Source organism: Thioalkalivibrio thiocyanoxidans ARh2 (genome assembly GCF_000385215.1).
In the GTDB taxonomy this organism is placed as follows: Bacteria; Pseudomonadota; Gammaproteobacteria; order Ectothiorhodospirales; family Ectothiorhodospiraceae; genus Thioalkalivibrio; species Thioalkalivibrio thiocyanoxidans.
Genome location: NZ_ARQK01000036.1, coordinates 14,269 through 34,143, shown reverse-complemented (window position 1 = coordinate 34,143; position 19,875 = coordinate 14,269). Strand labels below are relative to the sequence as shown.

Annotated in this window: 17 protein-coding genes and 1 tRNA gene; all 18 read left to right on the top strand. The window is 64.8% G+C overall.

Features of this window, described 5'->3' with window-relative positions; genetic code table 11:
- Positions 1 to 9 precede the first annotated feature (9 nt).
- Positions 10 to 729, top strand: a complete 720-nt coding sequence (locus tag G372_RS0103100) for an NADH-quinone oxidoreductase subunit C (RefSeq protein ID WP_019623583.1) — start codon at positions 10 to 12, stop codon at positions 727 to 729.
- On the top strand, positions 722 to 1,975 hold the full coding sequence (locus tag G372_RS0103095) for an NADH-quinone oxidoreductase subunit D (protein WP_018864972.1): 1,254 nt from the start codon (positions 722 to 724) through the stop codon (positions 1,973 to 1,975). Before G372_RS0103100 ends, G372_RS0103095 begins: the two co-directional genes overlap by 8 nt.
- Positions 1,975 to 2,505 (top strand): NADH-quinone oxidoreductase subunit NuoE family protein, encoded by a 531-nt coding sequence (locus G372_RS0103090; protein WP_018864973.1) that lies wholly within the window; start codon positions 1,975 to 1,977, stop codon positions 2,503 to 2,505. Before G372_RS0103095 ends, G372_RS0103090 begins: the two co-directional genes overlap by 1 nt.
- Position 2,506: 1 nt before the next feature.
- Complete coding sequence (gene nuoF, locus G372_RS0103085; RefSeq protein WP_019623582.1) at positions 2,507 to 3,787, top strand: NADH-quinone oxidoreductase subunit NuoF; 1,281 nt, start codon at positions 2,507 to 2,509, stop codon at positions 3,785 to 3,787.
- A gap of 32 nt (positions 3,788 to 3,819) precedes the next feature.
- The gene (gene nuoG / locus G372_RS0103080) at positions 3,820 to 6,216 is read left to right on the top strand and encodes an NADH-quinone oxidoreductase subunit NuoG (protein WP_019623581.1); all 2,397 of its coding nucleotides are present in this window, start codon (positions 3,820 to 3,822) and stop codon (positions 6,214 to 6,216) included.
- A gap of 13 nt (positions 6,217 to 6,229) precedes the next feature.
- Complete coding sequence (nuoH, locus tag G372_RS0103075) at positions 6,230 to 7,294, top strand: NADH-quinone oxidoreductase subunit NuoH (RefSeq protein WP_018864976.1); 1,065 nt, start codon at positions 6,230 to 6,232, stop codon at positions 7,292 to 7,294.
- Positions 7,295 to 7,304: 10 nt separating this feature from the next.
- Entirely contained in the window at positions 7,305 to 7,793 is a 489-nt protein-coding gene (gene nuoI / locus G372_RS0103070) for an NADH-quinone oxidoreductase subunit NuoI (RefSeq protein WP_018864977.1), read from the top strand.
- Positions 7,794 to 7,808: 15 nt separating this feature from the next.
- Positions 7,809 to 8,462 (top strand): NADH-quinone oxidoreductase subunit J, encoded by a 654-nt coding sequence (locus G372_RS0103065; protein ID WP_019623580.1) that lies wholly within the window; start codon positions 7,809 to 7,811, stop codon positions 8,460 to 8,462.
- An 89-nt stretch (positions 8,463 to 8,551) separates the two neighbouring features.
- Positions 8,552 to 8,857 carry an NADH-quinone oxidoreductase subunit NuoK gene (gene nuoK / locus G372_RS0103060; RefSeq protein ID WP_012982131.1) on the top strand — a complete coding sequence of 102 codons (306 nt, stop codon included), beginning with the start codon at positions 8,552 to 8,554 and terminating at the stop codon, positions 8,855 to 8,857.
- A gap of 6 nt (positions 8,858 to 8,863) precedes the next feature.
- Positions 8,864 to 10,861, top strand: a complete 1,998-nt coding sequence (gene nuoL, locus G372_RS0103055; RefSeq protein WP_018864979.1) for an NADH-quinone oxidoreductase subunit L — start codon at positions 8,864 to 8,866, stop codon at positions 10,859 to 10,861.
- Between the two features lie 52 nt (positions 10,862 to 10,913).
- A complete protein-coding gene (locus tag G372_RS0103050; RefSeq protein WP_018864980.1) occupies positions 10,914 to 12,428 on the top strand; it encodes an NADH-quinone oxidoreductase subunit M in 1,515 nt (504 codons plus the stop codon).
- Positions 12,429 to 12,441: 13 nt separating this feature from the next.
- The gene (gene nuoN, locus G372_RS0103045; protein ID WP_019623579.1) at positions 12,442 to 13,890 is read left to right on the top strand and encodes an NADH-quinone oxidoreductase subunit NuoN; all 1,449 of its coding nucleotides are present in this window, start codon (positions 12,442 to 12,444) and stop codon (positions 13,888 to 13,890) included.
- Between the two features lie 3 nt (positions 13,891 to 13,893).
- Positions 13,894 to 14,238 (top strand): DUF2818 family protein, encoded by a 345-nt coding sequence (locus G372_RS0103040; RefSeq protein ID WP_018864982.1) that lies wholly within the window; start codon positions 13,894 to 13,896, stop codon positions 14,236 to 14,238.
- Between the two features lie 99 nt (positions 14,239 to 14,337).
- Positions 14,338 to 14,414: transfer RNA gene (locus G372_RS0103035), tRNA-Met, on the top strand.
- A gap of 201 nt (positions 14,415 to 14,615) precedes the next feature.
- Positions 14,616 to 15,071, top strand: coding sequence for a ribosome maturation factor RimP (gene rimP, locus G372_RS0103030; RefSeq protein ID WP_018864983.1), 456 nt, complete (start codon positions 14,616 to 14,618; stop codon positions 15,069 to 15,071).
- 59 nt (positions 15,072 to 15,130) lie between these two features.
- On the top strand, positions 15,131 to 16,618 hold the full coding sequence (gene nusA, locus G372_RS0103025) for a transcription termination factor NusA (protein WP_019623578.1): 1,488 nt from the start codon (positions 15,131 to 15,133) through the stop codon (positions 16,616 to 16,618).
- Between the two features lie 81 nt (positions 16,619 to 16,699).
- The gene (gene infB / locus G372_RS0103020; RefSeq protein ID WP_026340316.1) at positions 16,700 to 19,420 is read left to right on the top strand and encodes a translation initiation factor IF-2; all 2,721 of its coding nucleotides are present in this window, start codon (positions 16,700 to 16,702) and stop codon (positions 19,418 to 19,420) included.
- Entirely contained in the window at positions 19,420 to 19,863 is a 444-nt protein-coding gene (rbfA, locus tag G372_RS0103015) for a 30S ribosome-binding factor RbfA (protein WP_019623576.1), read from the top strand. The genes infB and rbfA overlap by 1 nt, the downstream gene beginning before the upstream one ends.
- Positions 19,864 to 19,875 lie beyond the last annotated feature (12 nt).

The following is a 19,875-nucleotide window of genomic DNA, read 5'->3' as shown; positions in this document are numbered from 1 at the left end:
GGGTTTCAGATGGCTGAACAAGACAACTGGATCGACGCCCTGCGGGCGGAACTGGGCGACGCCCTGGAGACGGTCACGGAGGCCTATGACGAGGTCACGGTCGATATCCGGCCGGAGTCCTGGCGCGAGGCCGCCGAGAAGCTGCGTGACGCGTTCGGCTTCGAGATCCTGATCGACCTGTGTGGCGTGGACTATCTCGAGTACGGCCAGGACGAGTGGGGCACCGAGTCCGCGACCAACACCGGCTTCTCCCGCGGGGTCGAGGCGGCCACCTCCGGGCGCTTCACCTTCGACGACGCCCCGGAAGACAGCCTCTGGGACGGTCCGCGTTTCACCGTCGCCGTGCAGCTGCTGTCGATCCAGCACAATCGCCGCCTGCGCATGCGCGCCTGGCTGGCGGATGACGAATTCCCCGAGGTCGAGTCGCTGGTGGAGGTCTGGGCCTCGGCCAACTGGTTCGAGCGCGAGGCCTTTGACCTGTTCGGGATCCTGTTCTCCGGGCATCCGGACCTGCGCCGCATCCTCACCGACTACGGGTTTGTCGGCCATCCGTTCCGCAAGGACTTCCCGCTGGTCGGTCATGTGGAGATGCGCTACGACGCCGAGCAGGCGCGCGTGGTGTACCAGCCGGTGACCATCGAGCCGCGCGTGCTGGTGCCCAAGGTGATCCGCGACGACCATCGCTACAGCGAGGGCCAGAAGCCGGGCGAAGGAGCCGAGAATGCCTGAGATTCGCAACTTCACCCTGAACTTCGGGCCGCAGCATCCGTCCGCCCATGGCGTGCTGCGCCTTGTGCTGGAGATGGACGGCGAGGTCGTGCAGCGCGCCGACCCGCATATCGGTCTGCTGCATCGCGGTACCGAAAAGCTCGCCGAGAGCAAGCCCTACAACCAGTCCATTGGCTACATGGACCGCCTCGACTACGTGTCGATGATGGCCAACGAGCACGGCTATGTGCTCGCGATGGAAAAGCTGCTCCAGATCGAGGCCCCGCTGCGCGCGCAGTACATCCGGGTGATGTTCGACGAGATCACCCGCATCCTGAATCACCTGATGTGGCTGGGCGCCCACGCGCTGGATATCGGCGCGATGGCGGTGTTCCTTTATGCCTTCCGCGAGCGCGAGGACCTGATGGACTGCTACGAGGCGGTCTCCGGCGCGCGTATGCACGCGACCTACTATCGCCCGGGTGGGGTTGCGCGCGACCTGCCGGGCACGATGCCGCAGTACCAGCCGTCTTCGTGGAAGTCCCAGGATGTCGTGGATGACCTGAACAGGATTCGTCAGGGCTCGCTGCTGGACTTCATCGAGGCGTTTACCGAGCGTTTCCCGGGGTGCGTGGACGAGTACGAGACCCTGCTGACCGACAACCGCATCTGGAAGCAGCGCACCGTGGGGATCGGCGTGGTCGATCCCGAACGCGCCATGCAGCTGGGCTTTACCGGCCCGATGCTGCGCGGCTCCGGCATCGAGTGGGACCTGCGCAAGAAGCAGCCCTACGAGGTCTATGACCGGCTCGACTTCGATATCCCGGTGGGTGCCAACGGCGACTGCTACGACCGCTACCTGGTCCGCATGGAGGAGATGCGCCAGTCCAATCGCATCATCCGCCAGTGTGTGGACTGGCTGCGCCAGAACCCGGGCCCGGTGCTGCTGGAGGATCACAAGATCACCCCGCCCAAGCGCGAGGAGATGAAGGCCGACATGGAGGCCCTGATCCACCACTTCAAGCTGTTCACCGAGGGCATGTGTCTGCCGGAGGGCGAGGCCTATGCCGCGGTGGAGCATCCGAAGGGCGAGTTCGGCGTGTACCTCGTCTCGGATGGTTCCAACAAGCCCTATCGCCTGAAGGTCCGTCCGCCGGGCTTTGTGCACCTGTCCGCGCTGGACGAGATGGCGCGCGGCCACATGCTGGCCGATGTGGTCGCGATCATCGGGACCCAGGACATCGTATTCGGGGAGATCGACCGCTGATGGCTGCCGAACAGAAAACCGTCGCCTTCCACAAGCCCGCGGGCAAGAAGGTCGAGCTCAGCGACCACGAGCGCGAGGAGATCGATACCTGGCTGGCGCGCTATCCGGACGACCAGAAGCGCTCCGCGGTGCTGGCCGCCCTGCGCGCGGTACAGCACGAGGACGGCTATCTCTCCACCGAGAAGATGGACGCCGTGGCCGAGTACCTGGATCTGCCGCCGATCGCGGTCTACGAGGTCGGTTCGTTCTACTCCATGTATTCGCTGGAGCCGGTGGGCAAGCACACGATCATGGTGTGCAACAACATCTCCTGCATGCTGCGCGGTTCGGACAAGATTATCGAGCACCTGGAAAACCGGCTCGGCATCAAGCTCGGCGAAAGCACGCCGGACGGCAAGTTCTACCTGAAGCAGGAAGAGGAGTGCCTGGCGGCCTGTTGTGGTGCCCCGATGATGCAGGTGGATCACGTCTACTACGAGAATCTCACCCCCGAGAAGGTGGACGAGATTCTCGACGGTCTGGAGAAGTAGCATGGCCAACCAGATCTGCTTTGCGACCCGCTACCTGGACGATCCGGCCTCGCTCGAGACCTACCAGAGCGTCGGCGGTTACCAGGCCCTGGAGAAGGTCTACAAGGGCAAGATGTCCCCCGAGGACGTGATCGAGGAGGTCAAGGCCTCCAATCTGCGCGGCCGCGGCGGGGCGGGCTTCCCCACCGGGCTCAAGTGGTCCTTCATGCCGCGCAACACCCCGGGGCAGAAGTACATCGTCTGCAACTCGGACGAATCCGAGCCGGGCACCTGCAAGGACCGCGAGATCCTGATGTACAACCCGCATGCCCTGATCGAGGGCATGGCGATCGCCGGCTACGCGATCGGTGCGACGGTGGGCTACAACTACATGCGCGGCGAGTTCATGGACGAGGTGAACACCCGCTTCATGGCCGCGCTGGACGAAGCCTACGCGAACGGTTATCTGGGCAAGGACATCTTCGGCTCCGGGGTCGATTTCGATCTCTACCCGTCGCTGGGTGCCGGCGCCTACATCTGCGGCGAGGAGACGGCGCTGCTGGAGTCGCTGGAAGGCAAGAAGGGCCAGCCGCGCTTCAAGCCGCCGTTCCCGGCCAACTACGGTCTCTACGGCAAGCCGACCACCATCAACAATACCGAGTCGCTGGCTTCGATCCCGGCGATCATCCGCAACGGCGGGCAATGGTTCGCCGATCTGGGCGTGCCCAAATCCGGTGGCGAGAAACTCTTTTCCGTGTCCGGGCACGTGAACAAGCCGGGGAACTACGAGATCCCGCTGGGCACGCCGTTCAAGGACCTGCTGGAGATGGCCGGCGGCGTGCTGAACGGGCGGAAGCTCAAGGCCGTGATCCCTGGCGGATCATCGGTGCCGGTGGTCCCGGGCGACGCGATGCTGAAGGCCAACATGGACTTCGACTCCATCGCCCAGGCCGGTTCCATGCTGGGCTCCGGCGCGGTGATCGTGATGGACGAGACCGCCGACATGGTCAAGGCCCTGCAGCGCATCTCCCGTTTCTACTTCTCCGAGTCCTGCGGCCAGTGCACGCCCTGCCGCGAGGGCACCGGCTGGCTCTACCGCATGCTGACCCGCATCGTCGAGGGGCAGGGTCGCCCCGAGGACCTGGAACGCCTGGACGATGTGGCCAGCAAGATCGAGGGGCATACCATCTGCGCCCTGGGTGATGCCGCCGCGATGCCGGTGCGCAGCTTCGTCAAGCACTTCCGCCACGAATTCGAATACTACATCCAGCACGGTCGGAGCCCGGTGGCAGACGCCGCCTGACGCCCTCCGCGCATCCGCAGCAGGAATCGAGCATGAGTCAGGATCAGAAGCAGGATCTGGTCAGCATCGAGATTGACGGCCGCACGATCGAGGCGCCCAAGGGCGCCATGCTGATCGACGTGGCGGACGATGCCGATATCCGCATTCCGCGGTTTTGCTACCACAAGAAGCTGTCGGTGGCGGCGAACTGCCGTATGTGTCTGGTCGAGGTGGAGAAGGCGCCCAAGCCGCTCCCCGCCTGCGCGACCCCGGTCATGGACGGGATGAAGGTCTACACCCAGTCCCCGCTGGCGCTGCGCGCGCAGAAGGGGACCATGGAGTTCCTGCTGATCAACCACCCGCTGGACTGCCCGATCTGCGATCAGGGTGGCGAGTGCGAGCTGCAGGACGTGGCCATGGGCTACGGCGAGAGCGTATCCAAGTACACCGAAGCCAAGCGCGTGGTGAAGGACAAGGACATCGGTCCGCTGATCGAGACCGAGATGACCCGCTGCATCCACTGCACCCGCTGCGTGCGCTTTGGCGAAGAGATCGCCGGGGTGCGCGAACTGGGCGCCACGGGGCGCGGCGAGCACATGCGCATTGGCACCTACGTCGAGAAGACCGTGGCCCACGAGCTGTCGGGCAACGTGATCGACCTGTGCCCGGTCGGTGCGCTGACCGCCAAGCCGTCGCGCTACACCGCGCGTGCCTGGGAGCTTTCGCAGGCCGCGACCATCGCCCCGCACGATGCAGTCGGTTCCAACCTCTATCTGCATACCCACGACGGGCGTGCGATGCGCGTGGTGCCGCGCGACAACGAGGCGGTCAACGAGACCTGGATCTCCGACCGCGACCGCTTCAGCTACACCGGCCTGTATGCCGAGGATCGCCTGACCCGGCCGCGCATGAAGGTGGACGGCCAGTGGCAGGACGTCTCCTGGGAGACCGCCCTGAGCTATGCGGTAGAGGGCCTGAAGGAGACCGCCCCCGAGCGAATTGGTGCGCTGCTCTCCCCGTCGCTTTCGGTGGAGGAGCACTATCTGGCGCAGAAGGTGCTGCGTGGCATGGGCGTCACCGACATCGACCATCGGCTGGACCAGGTGGATTTCTCCGACGAGGCGGCCGCACCGTTGTTCCCGTATCTCGGCTCGTCGATCGGCGAGCTGGAGACCGCAGACGCCGTGCTGCTGGTCGGCACCAATCCACGGCGCGAGCAGCCGCTGCTGGCACATCGCCTGCGCAAGGCGGCATCGCGCGGGGCGCGCGTCAGTCTGATCAACGACATGCTGCTGGATCTGACCTATCCGGTTCAGGCCCAGCTGGTCGGGCACGAGCGCGATCAGGTGATGGCACTGGCAGGTGTCGCCGGGCAACTCGCCGCCGCCGGCAAGTCGCTGCCGAAGAAGCTGGAAAAGATCGTCAAGGCCGCCGAGTCCGATGACGCGGACACACGTGCGGCGTTCGACCACATTGCGAAGTCGCTGCTGGATGCCGAGCAGGGCCATGTACTGCTGGGCCAGGTCGCGATCCACGGGCCGGCCTTCGCCACCCTGCGGGCGCTGGCGGGCTGGATCGCCAAGCATACCGGTGCCCGGCTGGGCTATCTGCCGGTTGGTGCCAGCGCCGCGGGTGCCTGGCTGGCCGGCGCGCTGCCGCACCGGGGACCTGCCGGGGCCGAGATCGACGCCGCTGGCAAGAACGCCGTCCAGATGATCACCGAGGGCCGGGAGGCCTTCGTGCTGGCCGGTGTCGAGCCGGGCCGCGACGGGGCCGATCCGGTGGCGCTCCGCGCCGCGCTGGACAAGGCCGGGTTCGTGGTCGCACTGAGTGCCTACGCCAGCACGGATCTCGAGGCCGTGGCCGACGTCCTGCTCCCGGTCGCAACCAGCTTCGAGAACTCCGGGACCTTCGTGAATGTGGAGGGCCGCTGGCAGAGCTACCGCGCCGCCGCCCGTGCGCCGGAAGACGTTCGTCCCGGCTGGAAGGTCTGGCGCGTGCTCGGGAATCTGCTGGAACAGCGCGGCATGGATTACCTCGATTCGCGCGCGGTGCGCGACGAACTGAAGGGTCTTCTGACGGATGCCAGTTTCGACACCGCGGTCAACATGAACAAGGTCCAGGTCTCCCTGCCGGAACCGGCACAGGGCGGCCTGTATCGGGTCCAGGCCGCCGGGCTGTACAGCACCGATGCCGTGGTGCGCCGCGCCGAGCCGTTGCAGACCAGCCCCGAGGGCGAGCTGGCCGAGTGCGTGGTCGTGCATCCCGAATCCGCGGGCGGACTGGATACGGGTTCGCGCGTGAAGCTGCGCCAGGATGGCGCCGAGACGGAACTGACCCTGATCCTGGACGACGCCGTGCCGGTGGGCCTGGCGGTGACCTTTGCGGGCTCGACGGCCATGGGCCGGTTGGGCGCCCCGAACGCCACGGTCACGCTCGCGCGTGCCTGAGGGAACGTAAGACATGTTCGACTGGATGATGAACTTCTACAGCGGCCTGCCGACAGTGATCCAGATCCTGATCGGCATTCAGCTGATCGTGATCCCGCTGATGCTGGCCGTGGCCTATACGACCTTTGCCGAACGCAAGGTGATTGGCTATGCCCACGTGCGCGTCGGGCCGAACCGGGTGGGCCCGCGCGGCTGGCTGCAGCCGATCGCGGACGCGCTGAAGCTGCTGACCAAGGAGGTCATCCTTCCGACCAACGCCAACCGCTTCCTGTTCCTTAGCGCCCCGGTGCTGACCATTGCCCCGGCGCTGGCCGCCTGGGCGGTGATCCCGTTCTTCGAGGGCGGGGCGCTCGCCGACGTAAACGCAGGACTGCTGTACCTGCTCGCACTCACCTCGCTGGGCGTGTACGGGATCATCATCGCCGGCTGGGCGTCGAACTCGAAGTACGCGCTGCTGGGCTCGCTGCGTTCGGCCGCGCAACTGGTCTCCTACGAGATCGCGATGGGCTTTGCGCTGGTGGGCGTGCTGATGGCCGCCGGCACGCTGAACGTGGGCGGCATCGTGGAGGCGCAGTCGGGCAGCATGTATCACTGGTTCCTGCTGCCGCTGCTGCCGCTGTTCTTCGTCTACTTCATCTCGGGCATTGCCGAGACCAACCGCGCGCCGTTCGACGTGGCCGAGGGCGAGTCCGAGATCGTCGCCGGTTTCCACGTCGAGTACTCGGGCATGGCCTTTGCCGTGTTCTTCCTGGCCGAGTACGCGAACATGATCCTGATCTCGGCCCTGGTCGCGATCCTGTTCCTTGGTGGCTGGCTGTCGCCGTTCCAGGGGATCCTGCCGCAGGCGGCCTTTGACCTGCCGGTGATCGGTGCGCTGCTGGGTCACGGCATCCACTGGTTCCTGTTCAAGACGGCGGTGTTCCTGTTCGCCTTCTTGTGGTTCCGCGCCACCTTCCCGCGCTATCGCTATGACCAGATCATGCGTCTGGGCTGGAAGGTGCTGATCCCGGTGACCATCCTCTGGCTGTTTGTCGAAGGCGTGCTGGTCGCGTTCAACGTCGGCCCGTGGTTCGCCTGAGGAGTTCGTGATGAAAGCGTTGCGCCGTTACCTGAAGAGTTTTCTGTTCTTTGAGCTGCTGCTGGGGCTGCGCCTGACCGGGCGCTACCTGCTCAGTCGCAAGTTCACCGTGCAGTACCCGGACGAGAAGACCCCAATGTCGCCGCGTTTCCGCGGCCTGCATGCGCTGCGCCGCTACCCGAATGGCGAGGAACGCTGCATTGCCTGCAAGCTGTGCGAGGCGGTCTGCCCGGCGCTGGCGATTACCATCGATTCCGAGGAGCGCGCGGACGGCACGCGCCGCACCACGCGCTACGACATCGACCTGTTCAAGTGCATCTTCTGCGGCTTCTGCGAAGAGGCCTGCCCGGTGGATTCCATCGTCGAGACGCACATCTTCGAGTACCACTTCGAAAACCGGGGCGAGCAGATCATGACCAAGGACAAGCTCCTGGCCATTGGTGATCGCTTCGAGAAAGAGATCGCCGAGGCCCGCGCGGTCGACGCCCCGTACCGGTAACGCAGGGAACGCCCCATGACCTTCGAGCTGCTTCTTTTCTATCTCTTCGGCGCGATCCTGCTGGGCGGGGCGCTGGCGATGATCAGTGTCCGCAACCCGGTGCACGCGGCCCTGTTTCTGGTGCTGTGCTTTTTCGCCGCGGCGGCAATCTGGCTGCTGGCGGAGGCGGAGTTCCTCGGCATCGTGCTGGTGCTGGTCTATGTCGGCGCGGTCATGGTGTTGTTCCTGTTCGTGGTCATGATGCTGGACATCAACCTCGCCAAGCTGCGCGAGGGCTTCACCGAGTATCTGCCGGTGGGCATCGTGGTCGCGGTGGCGATGGCGACCGTGCTGGTGGCCGTGATCACCCGCTACATCACGATGGATGTGCCGGAGCGCGCTGGGCCGGAGTACGCCAATACCGAGGCACTGGGCGCGATCCTCTACACCGAATACGTCTATCCGTTCGAGATCGCGGCGGTGATCCTGCTGGTGGCGATCATCGCGGCGATCTCGCTGACCATGCGCAAGCGTCCGGACAACAAGTCGATCGACCCGGGCCAGCAGATGGCGGTCTCCCGCGAGGGTCGGGTACGCATGGTCTCCATGGCATCCGAGAAGAAGAAGTCCCCGCGTCGGGGCGCCCAGGGCGGCGGCGCGGATGGGCAGCAGGACGACCAGTCGAAATAGGCAATCCGAGTAACTAGGCATTCCGGCCAGAGGTCGGGACCCGGACACCGGGGGCGGATTTCGCCCTCGAAAGAACTCAGGGCTAGAACATGATTACGCTAGAGCACTACCTGGTGCTGGCCGCGCTGTTGTTTTCGATCAGTGTGGCCGGGATCTTCCTGAACCGGAAAAACGTGATCGTGCTGTTGATGTGCATCGAGCTGATGCTGCTCGCGGTGAACATCAACTTCATTGCCTTTTCGTTCTTCCTGCAGGACCTCGCGGGCCAGGTGTTCGTGTTTTTCATCCTGACCGTCGCCGCGGCCGAGGCGGCCATCGGCCTCGCCATCCTGGTGTTGCTGTTCCGTAATCGCGGAACCATCAACGTCCAGGATCTGGACGCAATGAAGGGATAACGGGCCATGGATACGATCTATCTACTTATCGTCCTGGCGCCGCTGTTCGGCGCGATCATCGCCGGCCTGTTCGGCCGCCAGATCGGCCGGGCCGGGGCGCACAGCGTCACCATCCTCGGGGTGGCGATCTCGTTCATCCTGTCCGTGGTGGTCTTCTGGGCGCACGTCTTCGGTGACGCCGGGGTCTATAACGAGACCGTCTACACCTGGATGGTCTCCGACGGGATCCAGTTCGAGGTCGGGTTCCTGGTCGATAACCTGACCGCGCTGATGATGCTGGTCGTCACCTTCGTCTCGCTGATGGTGCACATCTACACCATTGGCTACATGAAGGACGATCCGGGCTACCAGCGCTTCTTCGCCTACATCTCGCTGTTCACCTTCTCCATGCTGATGCTGGTGATGGCGAACAACTTCATGCAGCTGTTCTTTGGCTGGGAGGCCGTGGGGCTGGTTTCCTACCTGCTGATCGGTTTCTGGTACAAGCGTCCGACCGCGACCTACGCCAACATGAAGGCGTTTATCGTCAACCGCGTGGGGGACTTCGGCTTCCTGATCGGGATCGCCGCGCTGGTGTTCTATGCCGGCAGCCTGAACTACACCGAGGTGTTCGCCGAAGCGGAGTCCATGCGTGATGCGACCATCACCATCTGGCCGGGCTGGACCTTCGGCCTGCTGGACCTGGCGCTGATCTTCCTGTTCATCGGCGCGATGGGCAAGTCCGCCCAGGTGCCGCTGCACGTCTGGCTGCCGGACTCCATGGAAGGCCCGACCCCGATCTCCGCGCTGATCCACGCGGCGACCATGGTGACCGCGGGCATCTTCATGGTGGCGCGCATGTCGCCGCTGTACGAGTTCTCCGTCCCGGCACTGTCGATGATCCTGATCATCGGGGCGATCACGGCGTTCTTCATGGGTCTGATCGGGCTGGTCCAGAACGACATCAAGCGCGTGGTGGCGTACTCGACGCTGTCGCAGCTGGGCTACATGACCGTCGCGCTGGGCGCCTCCGCCTATGCCGCTGGACTGTTCCACCTGATGACGCATGCCTTCTTCAAGGCGCTGCTGTTCCTGGCCGCGGGCTCGGTAATCATCGCGATGCACCACCTGCAGGACATGCGCGCGATGGGCGGGCTGCGGCGGCACATGCCGATCACCTACGTGACCGCGCTGATCGGCTCGCTGGCACTGATCGGCTTCCCGTTCTTCTCCGGGTTCTTCTCCAAGGACGCGATCATCGAGGCGGTTGGCTACTCCGAGATCCCGGGAGCCACCTTTGCCTACTGGCTGGTGCTCGCCGGGGTGTTCGTGACCGCGCTGTACACCTTCCGCATGTTCTTCCTCGTCTTCCACGGCGAGGAGCGCTACGACCAGGCGCACAAGTACATGCCGGATCACGGCGACGAGGACGATGATCATCACGACCATGGCCCGCTGCACCCGAAGGAGTCTCCGTGGGTGGTGACGGTGCCTCTGATTTTGCTGGCAATCCCTTCGGTGGTGGCCGGCTACTTCATCGGTCCGATGCTGTTCGGCGACTTCTTTGCCGACAGTCTGTTCGTGCTGCCGGAGCAGGACGTGCTGGCGACCAAGGGCGAGACCTACACCGGCGTGATCGCGTTCGTGCTGCATGGCCTGATGCTGCCTGCGTTCTGGCTGGCGATGGCGGGTCTGGGCACGGCCTGGTACCTGTACATGAAGCGGCCCGAACTGCCGGGCGTGATCGCCGAACGGCTGAAGCTGGGCGTGCGCATCCTCGAGGACAAGTATGGCTTCGACCGCTTCAATGACTGGTTCTTCGCGGGCGGGACTGTTCGCCTGGGCCGCGCGCTGTGGCGCTACGGGGACGCGCTGATCATCGACGGGCTGCTGGTCAACGGCACGGCGCGCTCGGTCGGCTGGATCTCGGCGCGCATCCGCCACATGCAGTCCGGTTTCCTCTACCACTACGCGTTCGTGATGATCATCGGCCTGCTGGTCCTGATGTTCGCCTTCGTCATCTGAGCGGCTTCGACACCCATGCGCTCGAAGCCCATCGCTGTTTCAAGGAACGACCATGTTTGCTGACTGGCCTATCTTGAGTCTGTTGATCTGGCTGCCGATTCTCGGCGGCTTCCTGGTGCTTGCCGCCGGGCGCGATGCGCCCCATGTGGCGCGGCGGCTCGGGCTCGCGGTGGCCGTGGCGACCTTTGTGGCCAGCCTGCCGCTGTGGTTCGCGTTCGAGCGCGGTACCGCGGAGATGCAGTTCCAGGAACTGGCCTCGTGGATCCCGGCGTTCAACGTGAACTACCACCTGGGCGTGGACGGCATCTCCATGCCGCTGATCCTGCTGACCACGCTGATCACCGTGATCGTGATCATTGCCGCCTGGGAGTCGGTGAAGGACCGCATTGCCTATTACATGTCGGCGATGCTGGTGATGGAAGGCCTGATGATCGGCATGTTCGCGGCGATGGACGCGGTGCTGTTCTACGTGTTCTTCGAGGCGATGCTGATTCCGATGTTCCTGGTGATCGGGATCTGGGGCGGTCCGCGGCGCGTCTACGCGACCATCAAGTTCTTCCTCTATACCTTCCTGGGCTCGGTGTTCATGCTGGTCGCGCTGATCTGGATGTACATCCAGTCCGGCAGCTTCCTGATCCAGGACTTCCATGCCCTGCAGATCGGCATGACCGCGCAGATACTGATCTTCCTCGCCTTCTTCATGGCGTTCGCGGTGAAGATCCCGATGTTCCCGGTGCATACCTGGCTGCCGGATGCGCACGTAGAGGCACCGACCGGCGGCTCGGTGATCCTGGCCGCGATCATGCTGAAGATCGGGGGCTACGGCTTCCTGCGCTTCTCGCTGCCGATCACGCCGGATGCCTCGGCGGTGCTGGATACGCTGATGATCGTGCTGTCGCTGATCGCGATCGTGTACATCGGCCTGGTCGCCCTGATCCAGAGCGACATGAAAAAGCTGATCGCCTATTCGTCGATCGCGCACATGGGCTTTGTGACGCTGGGCTTCTTCCTCGCCTTCTACATCTACCGCAATACCGGTGACTGGGAAGGCGCCTCGCTGGGTATCGCCGGCGGCATGGTGCAGATGATCTCGCACGGCTTTATCTCCGCGGCGATGTTCCTCGCGGTCGGCGTGCTGTACGACCGCCTGCACAGCCGGCAGATCTCGGACTATGGCGGTGTGGTGAACACCATGCCCTGGTTCGCCGCGTTCTTCGTGCTGTTCGCGATGGCCAACACCGGCCTGCCGGGCACCTCCGGCTTCGTCGGCGAGTTCATGGTCATCCTGGCGGCGTTCAAGGCGGACTTCTGGATCGCCTTCCTGGCCGCGACCACGCTGATCCTGGCCGCGGGCTACACCCTGTGGCTGGTCAAGCGCGTGATCTTCGGCGCGGTGGCCAACGACAACGTGGCCAGTCTGTCCGACATGAACCGCCGCGAGTTCTTCCTGATGGGCGTGCTGGCCTTCTTCACCCTGCTGCTGGGTGTATGGCCGGCGCCGCTGCTGGATGTGATGAACGCGACCATCGACCACCTCGTGGCGCATATCGCGCACTCGAAGCTCTGAACGGACGCCTGACATGACTTTCGAGATCCCCAACTTCCTCCCCGCCGTGCCCGAGATGTTCGTGCTCGGGATGGCGTGCCTGATCCTGGTGATCGACGCGTTCCTGCCGGATTCGCGGCGCGACATCACCTACGGCCTGGTGCAGGCGACCTTGGTCGCGGCCGCCGGTCTGACCCTGTGGATGATGGGTCCGGAGACGGTGCTGACCTTCTCGGACAGCTTCGTGAAGGATCCGATGGCGGACATCCTGAAGGTTGCGGTCTACGTGACCAGCTTCCTGGTGTTCCTGTATGCGCGTCCGTACCTGATGGAGCGCGGGATCCACAAGGGCGAGTTCTACATCCTCGGCCTGTTCGCCGTGCTCGGGATGATGATCATGATCTCCGGGCACAACCTGCTGACGCTGTACCTGGGTCTGGAGCTGCTGTCGCTGTCGTCCTATGCGCTGGTCGCGTTCTGGCGCGACAACACCCGCGCGACCGAGGCGGCGATGAAGTACTTCGTGCTGGGCGCGCTGGCCTCCGGTCTGCTGCTCTACGGCATGTCGATGATCTATGGCATGACCGGCTCGCTGGATATCGCGGTCATTGCCGCCGAACTGGTGGCGGCCGATGAAACGCTGAACATCCCGCTGGTCTTCGGTCTGGTGTTCCTGGTGGTCGCGATCGCGTTCAAGCTGGGGGCGGTGCCGTTCCACATGTGGGTACCGGATGTCTACGACGGGGCACCGACGGCAGTCACGCTGTTCATTGCCACTGCTCCGAAGATCGCCGCGTTCGCCTTCCTGATGCGCCTGCTGGTGGAGGGTATGGGCCCGATGCATGCCGACTGGCAGGGCATGTTCGTGATCCTGGCCGTGCTGTCGCTGGCGGTGGGCAACGTGATCGCGATCGCGCAGACCAGCATCAAGCGCATGCTCGCCTACTCGACCATCGCCCATGTCGGCTTCGTGTTCATGGGCATCCTGGCCGGTACCGACAGCGGCTATGCCTCGGCGATGTTCTACGTGATCGTCTACGCGATTACCGCGGCCGGTGGCTTCGGCATGATCGTGTTCTTGTCGCGCAAGGGCTTTGAGGCCGATCAGATCGACGACTTCAAGGGCCTGGCCAAGCGCAACCCCTGGTTTGCATTCATCATGCTTCTGCTGATGTTCTCGATGGCCGGGGTGCCGCCGACGGTCGGCTTCTACGCCAAGCTCGCGGTGATCCAGGCCGCGGTGGGCGCGGATCTGGTCTGGCTGGCGGTGGTCGCCGTGATCTTCTCGATCATCGGGGCCTTCTACTACCTGCGTGTGGTCAAGATGATGTTCTTCGACGACCCGCGCGAAGACGCGCAGGAGCCCGTCCAGCCCTCCGGCGCGCTGGCCACCGCGCTCAGTATTAACGGGCTGGCAGTGCTGCTTCTTGGAATTTTTCCGGGCCTGCTGTTGTCTGTCACCCACTACGCAATCATGGGCTAAGTCGTGACACAGTGGATTCCGTTTGAAGTTCTGGTCTGGGGTTTTGTCGTTGTCGCCTTTATTTCGGCGAACCTGCCCTGGCTGACCGAGCGCATCGGCCTGATGGTCCTGCCGGCCAGCGGCGTGAAGGGCCCCTGGACCCGGATCTTCGAATGGGTCGGGCTCTATTTCCTGGTGGGGCTGATCGGCAAGGGCCTGGAGTACCAGGCGACCGGTGGTATCCATGCGCAGGGCTGGGAGTTCTACGTGATTACCCTGTCGATGTTCGCCGTGTTCGCGCTGCCGGGATACATCTGGCGCTACGACCTCAAGCAGCATCTGAGGAGCCGTGCGCACCGCTCGCGGTAAGGGACTCGACGAGGAGCGCGAGAGGTCGCTGGAGCCGGAAAAAACTCGCATTTATCCTTGCAGGTCTCAACCCTCTTTGTTATAGTTTTGCGTCTCGGATGCGGGGTGGAGCAGTCTGGCAGCTCGTCGGGCTCATAACCCGAAGGTCGCAGGTTCAAATCCTGCCCCCGCTACCAATTTTCAGAGAGGCCCCATATGGGGCCTTTTTGTTAGGCAGGTCCGTTGTGGCGGTCTTGCCGGGCTGCGCTCCCGCGCGCCAAGCAGTCGGCACGACTGGCTGCGGTCATCGCTGAGGTGTTCGAGGGGCGTTTATCGCCCTTTTTTTGTTTCCGGGCCCGGGAAAGGGCCATTGCGCGAATCGTTCCGGGTGGAATCAGGTGGCGGAAAAGGCCGAACAACTGAAGGCATTGCTGGCCCCGGTGGTCGAGGGGCAGGGGTTTGTGTTCTGGGGGCTGGAGTATCACCCCGGTTCCAAGCCGGTGATGCTGCGCATCTACATCGACAGCCCGGAGGGGGTGACGGTGGATGACTGCGCGCTGGTGAGCGAACAGGCCGGCGCGGTGCTCGAGGTCGAACAGGCCATCCGGGGCAACTACACCCTGGAAGTATCCAGTCCGGGCATCGAGCGGCCGCTGTTCACGCCCGATCAGTACCGGGGCTATATCGGTCACCCGGTGAAGGTGCGGTTGAGCTGGCCGGAGCACGGTCGGCGGAACTATCGCGGCACGCTGATCGGCGTGGACGAGGAGATGATCGAAGTCGAGGTCGACGGCATGGGCTACGAGCTGCCGTTGAACGCTATCCACAATGCGCGGGTCCTGGAACAGCTGTAGACCGGCGTACGGTTTTTGTTGAATCGGCGGGCAACCGCCGAGGTGCGGAGAGACAAGAGATGAACAAGGAGATCCTGCTGGTCGCGGATGCCGTGGCGAACGAGAAGGGTGTCGAGAAAGACATTATCTTCGATGCCCTGGAATCGGCGCTGGCCATGGCGACCCGCAAGTATCACGGCGGCAAGATGGACGTGCGCGTGAGCATCGACCGTGAGGAAGGTGACTACGAGGCCTTCCGTCGCTGGACCGTGGTCGATGACGAGGACCCCGAGTTCGAATCGCCGGAGTACCAGATCCTCCTGTCGTATGCGCAGCAGAAGAACCCCGAGGCACAGATCGGTGACGTGATCGAGGAGCCCGTGGAGGCCGTGGATTTCGGCCGGATCGCCGCGCAGACCGCGAAGCAGGTCATCGTGCAGAAGGTGCGCGAGGCCGAACGCGCCAAGGTGGTCGAGGAATACCAGGACCGCGTGGGCACGCTGGTGATGGGGATCGTCAAGCGCACCGACCGCAACGGCACCTACGTGGATCTCGGCAACAACGCGGAGGCACTGATCCCGCGCGAGCACATGATCCCGCGCGAGACGGTACGTACCAATGACCGCCTGCGCGGCTATCTCAAGGAGATCCGTCCCGACGCGCGCGGGCCGCAGTTGATTCTGAGCCGTACCGTGCCGGAGTTCCTGATCGAGCTGTTCAAGCTCGAGGTGCCGGAGGTCGGGCAGGAGATTATCGACATCATGGGTGCGGCGCGCGACCCGGGCCAGCGCGCGAAGATCGCGGTGCGCTCCAACGACCCGCGCCTGGATCCGGTCGGCGCCTGCGTCGGCATGCGCGGTTCGCGTGTGCAGTCGGTGTCCAACGAGCTGGCCGGCGAGCGCATCGACATCATCGTCTGGGACGAGAATCCGGCCCAGTTCGTGATCAACGCGATGTCCCCGGCCGAGGTCCTGTCGATCGTGGTCGACGAGGACAAGCAGTCGATGGACATCGCGGTCGAAGAAGACAAACTCTCCCTGGCCATCGGCCGCGGCGGGCAGAATATCCGTCTGGCCTCCCAGCTGACCGGCTGGGAACTGAACGTGATGACCGAGGAGCAGGCGGCCGAGAAGAGCGAGGCCGAGGCACAGCAGCTGGTCACCTTCTTCATGGAGGCGCTGGACGTCGACGAGGAAGTGGCCGGCATCCTGGTGCAGGAGGGCTTCAGCACGCTGGACGAGGTGGCCTATGTCGAAGAGGCCGAACTGCTGGCGATCGAGGAGTTCGACGAGGATATCGTGGCGGAGCTGCGCAACCGTGCCAGCGACGCCCTGTTGACCCGCGCGATCGCGGGCGGCGAGAACTACCAGCCCGCCGAGGACCTGCTGAGCATGGACGGCATGACCCAGGGTGTGGCCAACAAGCTGGCCTCGCATGGTGTCTGCACCATGGAGGACCTCGCGGAGCAGGCAGCCGACGACGTGGTCGAAATGACTGGATTGAGCACGGAAGAGGCGTCCGAGCTGATCATGACGGCGCGCGCCCCGTGGTTCGAAACCGGGGATTGAGCCCCGGACGAACGGATCGCGAACCCCGTGTGGCAGGCCTTCGGCTGGCCTGAAAAGAATATGGAATGGAGGTAAGGCGCCATGGCGCAAATGACAGTTCAGCAATTCGCGGAATCGGTTGGCAAGCCGGTGGACCGCCTCATGGAGCAGCTCAAGGAGGCGGGCGTCGAGGTGGATGGCCCGGAAGCGGCGATTACCGATGCCGAGAAGCGCAAGCTGCTCGATCACCTCCGGCAGTCGCATGGCGAGAGCGAAGGCGGGCGCGTGACGCTCAAGCGCCGCTCCCAGGCCCAGACCCTGAAGGTCAGCTCCGGGCCCGGACGCTCCAAGACGGTGAACGTCGAGGTGCGCAAGAAGCGCACGATCAAGCGCAAGCCGGTCGAGGAGCCAGCCGAGGCCCCGGCCGAGACGGAAGCCGCGCCGACCCCCGAGCCGAGCGCCGAACCGACCCCGACTCCGAAGGAAGTGCCGGCCGAGCCGGTGGCCGAGGAGCCCAAGCCGGAGGAAGTCGAGGTCGAGGAGCCTGCCGCCCCTGAAGCCGAGGCCGCCCCTGAAGAACCGGTTGAGGCTGAGGCCAGCGAAGAGGCCGAAGCGCCTGAACCCGAGGCCGAGCCCGAACCCGAGCCGGCCCCGGCCAAGCCAAAACGCCCGTTGAGCCGGACCGAGCAGCTGGCCCTGCAGGTCGAGGCCGAACGGGAGGCCCAGCGCAAGGCGCTGGAGGCTCGCAAGCAGGAAGAGGTCGAGCGCGGCGAGCGTCAGAAGCGCCGCCAGAAGGAGCTGGAGGCCCAGGAGGCCAAGCGCGAGAAAGAAGAACAGGCACGTCTCGAGCGCGAGGCTGCCCAGCGTCAGGCCGCCGCCGAGGCCGAAGCCGGCAAGACCGCGGCCGGCGCGGGCAAGGGTCGCAAGACGCGCAAGGACGACCGCAAAGAGCTGCATGTCGCTGGCGATCGTCGTGGTCGGCGCAAGAAGGGCGAGGGCCGCAAGGCGCAGTCCGCCGCCGCGCAGGCCGTTGCCAGCAAGCATGGCTTTGCCAAGCCGACCGCACCGGTTGTCCGCGAGGTCGAGGTGCCGGAGACGATCACGGTCTCCGAGCTGGCCCAGGCGATGGCGATCAAGGCGCCACAGCTGATCAAGGCCCTGATGGGTATGGGCGTGATGGCGACCATCAACCAGTCCATCGACCAGGACACCGCGATGCTGGTGGTCGAGGAGATGGGCCACACGCCGGTCGCCGCGAAGGAGACCTCGGTTGAGGACGAGATTGACACCGGTCTGGAGCAGACGGCAGAGGCCAAGGCGCGCCCGCCGGTCGTCACCGTGATGGGTCACGTCGATCACGGCAAGACCTCGCTGCTGGACTACATCCGCAAGGAGAAGGTCGCCTCCGGCGAGGCTGGGGGTATTACCCAGCACATCGGTGCCTACCACGTGGACAATGGCCACGACGGCGTGACCTTCCTGGATACTCCGGGGCATGCGGCGTTTACCGCGATGCGTGCCCGTGGCGCGCAGTCCACCGACATCGTGATCCTGGTGGTCGCGGCGGACGACGGCGTGATGCCGCAGACGCTCGAGGCGATCCAGCACGCGAAGGCGGCGGGCGTCCCGATCGTGGTCGCGGTCAACAAGATCGACAAGCCGGAGGCCGAGCCCGAGCGGGTGATGAACGACCTCGCCCAGCACGAGGTGATCCCCGAGGCTTGGGGCGGCGATACGCAGTTCATCAACGTTTCCGCTCATACCGGCGAGGGCATCGACCAGCTGCTGGAGGCCCTGGGCCTGCAGGCCGAGGTGATGGAACTGAAGGCCCCGGACGAGGGACCCGCGCGTGGCGTGGTGATCGAGTCGCGCCTGGACAAGGGGCGTGGCCCGGTGGCGACCATCCTGGTCCAGTCCGGCAAGCTGAAGCATGGCGATATCCTGCTCTCGGGCAAGGAATACGGTCGCGTCCGGGCAATGTTCGACGACACCGGAAAGTCGGTGAAGGAGATCGGTCCGTCCATGCCGGTCGAGGTGCTGGGTCTGTCCGGCGTGCCGGAGGCCGGAGACGAGGTGCTGGTGGTTGCGGACGACAAGACCGCCCGTGAGGTCGCCGAGCACCGTGACGCCAAACAGCGCGAGCGCAAGCTGGCCGCGCAGCAGGCCGCCAAGCTGGAGAATATCTTCAACCAGATGCAGGAAGGCGAGATCGCCACGGTGAACATCCTGATCAAGGCGGATGTTCAGGGCTCGGCCGAGGCCCTGCGCGAGTCGCTGATCAAGCTGTCCACCGACGAGGTGCGCGTGAAGGTGGTCTCCGCCGGGGTCGGCGGGATCTCCGAGTCCGACCTGAACCTGGCGATGGCCTCCGAGGCGATCGTGATTGCGTTCAACGTGCGTGCCGATGCTGGCGCCAAGCGTCTGGCTGCCGAGAACGACATCGATGTGCGCTACTACTCGGTCATCTACGAGGCGATTGACGACGTGAAGCAGGCGCTGTCGGGTCTGCTGTCGGCCGAGATCCGCGAAGAGGTCGTGGGCCTCGCCGAGGTGCGCGATGTGTTCAAGGCCTCCGGCTTTGGTCAGGTCGCCGGCTGTCTGGTGGTCGAGGGTGCGGTCAAGCGGGGCAACCCGATCCGCGTGCTGCGCGACAACGTGGTGATCTACGAGGGCGAGCTGGAGAGCCTGCGTCGCTTCAAGGATGACGTGAACGAGGTCAAGGCCGGTACCGAGTGCGGTATCGCGGTGAAGAACTACAACGACGTGAAGGCCGGTGACCAGATCGAGGTCTTCCAGCGCGTCGAGGTGGCCCGGACGCTCTGATGCCCGGCAATCGCGACTTCCATCGTTCCGACCGGGTCGGGGACCAGATCCAGCGCGAGCTGGCGGAACTGATCCGTCTGGAGGTCAAGGACCCGCGCGTGGGCATGATCACGCTGGCGGATGTCGAGGTCTCGCGGGACCTCGCCCATGCGAAGGTGTTCTTCACCCAGCTGGGCGGCGAGGAGAAGGGGCTCGAGGCACAGCAGGGGCTGAATCACGCGGCCGGATTTCTGCGTCGTGCACTCGGTCAGCGCATGCGGCTGCGCAGTGTGCCCCAGTTGCGGTTTGTCTATGACGACACACCGGAGCGCGGGGCCCGCATGTCCTCCCTGATCGACCAGGCCCTGGCCGAGGATCGTGCCCACCACGAGGACGCCGAGGGACCCGGGAGCGATAACCAGGGCGGGGCCGAGGACCCGCAGGGCCCGGGCCGCGGGGCCTGATCCCGGCGGTAC

What these genes read in the sequence shown, in the direction of transcription:
- rbfA (WP_019623576.1), top strand. Translation starts at nt 19,420, where the DNA reads ATGCCCGGCAATCGCGACTTCCATCGTTCCGACCGGGTCGGGGACCAG.
- nuoI (WP_018864977.1), top strand. Translation starts at nt 7,305, where the DNA reads ATGAAAGCGTTGCGCCGTTACCTGAAGAGTTTTCTGTTCTTTGAGCTG.
- nuoK (WP_012982131.1), top strand. Translation starts at nt 8,552, where the DNA reads ATGATTACGCTAGAGCACTACCTGGTGCTGGCCGCGCTGTTGTTTTCG.
- nusA (WP_019623578.1), top strand. Translation starts at nt 15,131, where the DNA reads ATGAACAAGGAGATCCTGCTGGTCGCGGATGCCGTGGCGAACGAGAAG.
- nuoH (WP_018864976.1), top strand. Translation starts at nt 6,230, where the DNA reads ATGTTCGACTGGATGATGAACTTCTACAGCGGCCTGCCGACAGTGATC.
- infB (WP_026340316.1), top strand. Translation starts at nt 16,700, where the DNA reads ATGGCGCAAATGACAGTTCAGCAATTCGCGGAATCGGTTGGCAAGCCG.
- G372_RS0103090 (WP_018864973.1), top strand. Translation starts at nt 1,975, where the DNA reads ATGGCTGCCGAACAGAAAACCGTCGCCTTCCACAAGCCCGCGGGCAAG.
- G372_RS0103095 (WP_018864972.1), top strand. Translation starts at nt 722, where the DNA reads ATGCCTGAGATTCGCAACTTCACCCTGAACTTCGGGCCGCAGCATCCG.
- nuoN (WP_019623579.1), top strand. Translation starts at nt 12,442, where the DNA reads ATGACTTTCGAGATCCCCAACTTCCTCCCCGCCGTGCCCGAGATGTTC.
- G372_RS0103050 (WP_018864980.1), top strand. Translation starts at nt 10,914, where the DNA reads ATGTTTGCTGACTGGCCTATCTTGAGTCTGTTGATCTGGCTGCCGATT.
- nuoG (WP_019623581.1), top strand. Translation starts at nt 3,820, where the DNA reads ATGAGTCAGGATCAGAAGCAGGATCTGGTCAGCATCGAGATTGACGGC.
- G372_RS0103065 (WP_019623580.1), top strand. Translation starts at nt 7,809, where the DNA reads ATGACCTTCGAGCTGCTTCTTTTCTATCTCTTCGGCGCGATCCTGCTG.
- nuoL (WP_018864979.1), top strand. Translation starts at nt 8,864, where the DNA reads ATGGATACGATCTATCTACTTATCGTCCTGGCGCCGCTGTTCGGCGCG.
- nuoF (WP_019623582.1), top strand. Translation starts at nt 2,507, where the DNA reads ATGGCCAACCAGATCTGCTTTGCGACCCGCTACCTGGACGATCCGGCC.
- G372_RS0103100 (WP_019623583.1), top strand. Translation starts at nt 10, where the DNA reads ATGGCTGAACAAGACAACTGGATCGACGCCCTGCGGGCGGAACTGGGC.